Source organism: Kamptonema animale CS-326 (assembly GCF_028330895.1).
Taxonomy (GTDB): Bacteria; Cyanobacteriota; Cyanobacteriia; order Cyanobacteriales; family Microcoleaceae; genus Kamptonema; species Kamptonema formosum.
Map to the genome: position 1 here is coordinate 1 of NZ_JAQMUA010000165.1, position 4,168 is coordinate 4,168.

Genomic DNA, 4,168 nt, shown 5'->3' on the forward strand with positions numbered 1-4,168 from the left:
AGCTTTTCTGTACATGGTGAGGGATGGTGATGCAAGGCTTTTGACCTATTTTACCTGTTTTTCTTGCACCATACTCTCCCTCCGCGATCGCATAACCCAGACTGCATCACCTCCGGGCACTGATTCAGCAAGCCCTACTTATAGCCAAAGAAAGAGGGAAATAGGATGGGTGCAATAGTTGCAGTAATTAAGAAATTCCTGATGACCTTGGTGGTGGCGATCGCACTGAGCTATATTGTCTAAACTCACCAGCTCGCCAGAAGTTTTCATCCCTTTCTCATAGTTAAAGTGCTCTTGCATAGGACTGTTAAATCAATTTCAGTCCTAGATAAGAGTACTTTAGCTATGAGGCATAAATTGATTCAGGTACGAACCTTGCCACTATTAAAGAAGGGTGAATATAAGTAAATCCTTCTTCCTTCTACTTATCAGCTAAACTCTATTTTTACATTCGACAAGAACGCCGAGCTCGATCGTCCTGTGGTTCTTGCCAGCCATAAGAAAAATGACTGATAGCATTAATTTGCGGCGCAGCATTGCGAATCGCCTGCATTTGAATTTCTAACGAAGGGCGATTCTTCACAGGCTGACCCCAACCGCCTGCGATCGCAGGTATGATTAAAGCTCCTGGTGGTGCCATACTCACTACCCGCTGCACCTGGGGAATAATGCAGCTCATATCTCCACAAGAACCGTAAGACATCGCGTGAAATTCCATTGAAGCCGGGAAACTATCCCAAGGTTGCAATCGCGAATCGAACCCCCCTGAATTTATCCTTCTATTCCCATCAGGAAAAAACACCGCTCCCACAGGTAATCCCATCCTCTGAGCCGGTTGAATTGCTAATCCTAAAAACTCTAAAATCCCTTGTACCGCATGACCTACACTTAGAGTCCACAGATCGTTTTGTAAAATCGCAGGGTCAACAAGTTTTGGCGGTGGCGGCACTTCTGGCTTGCCAGGAGTCGGTTTTTTGGGTGGTATAGTTGGAGAATTAGACTTACCTGAAGTCGGAGTTATTGTCGGCTTTGGCTCAGGTAAAGGAATGCGCCCTGGCCAAAGCGGTTCTTTCTCTTTCGGATAAAGTTTGTTAGCAGCTTGCACGTCATTAAGATTAACAAATCCCCGCGCCAAATAGCGTTGAATTATATCCCGCCCTTGTTGATTTTGAGCGCGTTGCAATAGCACTTCTTGAGAAGCTTGACCGTAAATCCATAAATCTTGAACCTTAGTCGCAACAGAAGCTCCACCGACCCCACGCATATAGCGAACATAGTCAAATAACATTCCATTTGGTCGCCGCTTTAGCAATTGATTAATCATCACAGAATAATCTTGTCTAGCTTGCCGACTGTAGGGGTCAATAAAGGCGTAATTTTCCTGATTTTCTACTATTTGGTCAGAGCTATTATTGTCTTGACTAACTGTTAAAGTTGTCTGATTTTTGCCGTTGCGAGCAAGCGCTTCCTGTTTATCAGGACGTTGAGCGTAAGTATAGCCAAAATTCATCGTAAATAACCAACCATAAACCTTCAAGCCTCGCTGTTTACCCTTAGCGATCGCTTTTGCCAAGATATCGAATTTTTCATAGCCAGGAGTTCGGAGTACAGAAGGCCAAGCGGTGGGATTGTCGGCTGCTGGTAACAACACTTGACCATCATAAAATGCTTCTAAATAGACTTGGTTATAGCCTTGATTAACAATTTTATCTAAAACTCTGTCTATTTCCCCGGGCCTCGCATCGCAGGGATATAAACGCAACCAAATTGCCTGAGTTTGCGGCCAAGTTCTAGTGCGGCACTCTGTCATTTGTCGTGCGTGCTCAGCCAAAATCGAAAAATAAGCTTGCTGAGCTTCTGGCTTTCCTGTTAATGCTTCTTGGCGTAAATTTTCTTTTTGCTGAACATCATTTGGTGATAACTTACAGTAGCTTAAAGTTTCCGCTTGAGCGGGTTTGTTGAGGATGAAGGGGTGGAAAAGGCTACTGGTTAAAATCGCAGCAACCGCGCTCAATATCTGCCGCTGGCGTTGAGTCGTGGTGTTCCGAGTTAAGGCAAATTTCATAAGGCAATCAGAAGATGGCTCGCAAGGGAGTAAAAGGACAGGATTCAATAGTTATTCAGCACCCTGCAAAACTTTTCAGCATTATCGCACACTTAAAAAACGCCCTTGGAGAACGGGCGTAAAAATGACTAGACCTTTCACAGGAAAGTCCTTAAATGTGAAGGATGAAGCCGGAAAATACTTAATTTCTGCCCCAAACTTCATCCTTCAAATTTCCTCGATCGCTCAAGCTCCTCGCTTCAATGCAGCTTCTACCTGCTGAAATTCGGATTCTAGGCGCTTCTTCAATTTTTCCGGCAGAGGGCGGTTGGGATAGGAACTGTAATGTCCAGCTAAGGAATTCAATGCTGTTCGCATTGTAGTAAAGGATGTAAGCTTGGTCAGCGTTCCATCCCGGCGGTAAGTAGCGGCAAAATCATTGATTTTTTGACGCGCATCTGCTTGAGCGGGGGCCTTATCTGGGGAATTGTCTGGTAAGGCGATCGCTGTTCTCAAACTGTTGACTAATCCTAATGTGTCTTGGCGATAATCTCCAGTCAGAGTGGACGGGACATTGGAACAGCCGATTAAGCCGATGACAACAACCAAAACCAAGGCTAGCAGGCGGGAAACATAGTGCTTCATAAGAATGATTAGAAATGGAACCGAAAATCTGCAATTAAATTTACCTTTAATCCTATCTTGATTTCGGGATCGCACAACTGAATTACTATCAAATTATCTGGACATACCATTAAATATTTAATCTGTCAATCTCTAATCTTAAATATAAACTCTAAATTTGGGTGATTTGTCCAGCTTGGACTGATAAAATTTGGGTTTGCTGCAACCACTGAGCATCAAAAGCTCCTAAATGGGTAGTCGTAATTAGAGTTTGAAATCGCTCTTGAATGGTCTCTAAAAGTTGGTTTTGGCGATTGAGATCTAGTTCTGCAAGTACATCGTCAAGCAATAATAGAGGAGGTTCGCCAACAACTTCTTCAATGAGCTGCAATTCGGCTAATTTTAATGCTAATACTAGAGTGCGCTGCTGACCTTGGGAACCGTATTGACGAGCAGGAGTATTATTAATAGTAAAGGAAATATCATCTCGGTGAGGGCCGACTAAGGTAGTGCCTTGGTAATATTCGGCGATCGCTCTTTCCCTAATTTTATCTAAAAAAGCTTGACGTACTCCTTCAAGACGATCGCGAGCAATTAATTCTTGGATTACTTCTACATTAGGTATATACTTAACATCTAAAACCTCCATACTGCCACTAATTGAGCCATGCCAACTTTGAGCTAAAGGGATTAACCGCTCTAAAACCCGATCGCGTCTGCGGATAACACGAGCTCCCGCAGTTGCTAATTGTGCATCCCATAAAGCTAATTCGGAATTGGTAATTGGTGATTGGTAATTGGTAATTGGTGATTGGTAATTGGTGGTTGGTAATTCTCCTTTGTTCGCTTGCTCTTTCTCTCGCCTCAAAAAAGCATTTCGCTGCCGCAGAATTTGGTTATATTGCTGTAAAATGTGAGCATAGACAGGTTCTAATTGCGTGACTAAGCGATCGATCCAGTCCCGCCGATGTTCTGGGCTACCTCGCACTAAATCTAAGTCTAAACTCGAAAACTGCACTGTATTGAGTACGCTCAAAAAGTCTAAATGGCGACGGAGAGGTTCGCCGTTGAGTCCAACTGTGCGTCTTCCCTGATTGCGAAGGGTTAAAGTTAAATCAATTATCCCAGTTTGCCGTTCTAAGCTAGCATCAATTTGCCCTATGGGTTTAGCGTCAAGGATTAAATCGCGATCGCGTGTTGCTCTATGGCTTTTGAGAGTTGAAAGCAACTCTACTGCTTCTAATAAATTAGATTTTCCTTGAGCATTATTGCCCACTAAAATTGTTTTAGGAGCATCAAATATTACCTTCTGATCTCGGTAGTTGCGAAACTGTCGGAGGTGGATACTTCTCAAATACATCAGACTTGGTAATTGCTAATTGGTAATTGCTAATTGGTAATTGCTAATTGGTAATTGCTAATTGCTAATTGCTAATTGCTAATTGCTAATTGCTAATTGGTAATTGCTAATTACCCATCTCCTCTGCTCCTCTGCTCCTC

General features: G+C 43.1%; 4 protein-coding genes. All 4 read right to left on the bottom strand.

The features are described from left to right. Positions 1–138 precede the first annotated feature (138 nt). The 4 genes from PN499_RS09830 to recF all read right to left on the bottom strand — a co-directional run bounded on the left by PN499_RS09830 (position 139) and on the right by recF (position 4,028). Positions 139–300, bottom strand: a complete 162-nt coding sequence (locus PN499_RS09830) for a hypothetical protein (protein WP_272031656.1) — start codon at positions 298–300, stop codon at positions 139–141. Positions 301–445: 145 nt separating this feature from the next. Next, entirely contained in the window at positions 446–2,065 is a 1,620-nt protein-coding gene (locus PN499_RS09835) for a glycoside hydrolase family protein (protein ID WP_272031657.1), read from the bottom strand. 225 nt (positions 2,066–2,290) lie between these two features. Further along, positions 2,291–2,689: a photosystem II protein Psb27 gene (psb27, locus tag PN499_RS09840; protein ID WP_272031659.1), complete on the bottom strand. Its 399-nt coding sequence runs from the start codon at positions 2,687–2,689 to the stop codon at positions 2,291–2,293. Positions 2,690–2,840: 151 nt separating this feature from the next. Further along, positions 2,841–4,028 carry a DNA replication/repair protein RecF gene (gene recF, locus PN499_RS09845; protein ID WP_272031660.1) on the bottom strand — a complete coding sequence of 396 codons (1,188 nt, stop codon included), beginning with the start codon at positions 4,026–4,028 and terminating at the stop codon, positions 2,841–2,843. Positions 4,029–4,168: the final 140 nt, after the last annotated feature.

Coding starts and splice junctions, on each gene's coding strand:
- PN499_RS09830 (WP_272031656.1), bottom strand. CDS start 300: ATGCAAGAGCACTTTAACTATGAGAAAGGGATGAAAACTTCTGGCGAG.
- PN499_RS09835 (WP_272031657.1), bottom strand. CDS start 2,065: ATGAAATTTGCCTTAACTCGGAACACCACGACTCAACGCCAGCGGCAG.
- psb27 (WP_272031659.1), bottom strand. CDS start 2,689: ATGAAGCACTATGTTTCCCGCCTGCTAGCCTTGGTTTTGGTTGTTGTC.
- recF (WP_272031660.1), bottom strand. CDS start 4,028: ATGTATTTGAGAAGTATCCACCTCCGACAGTTTCGCAACTACCGAGAT.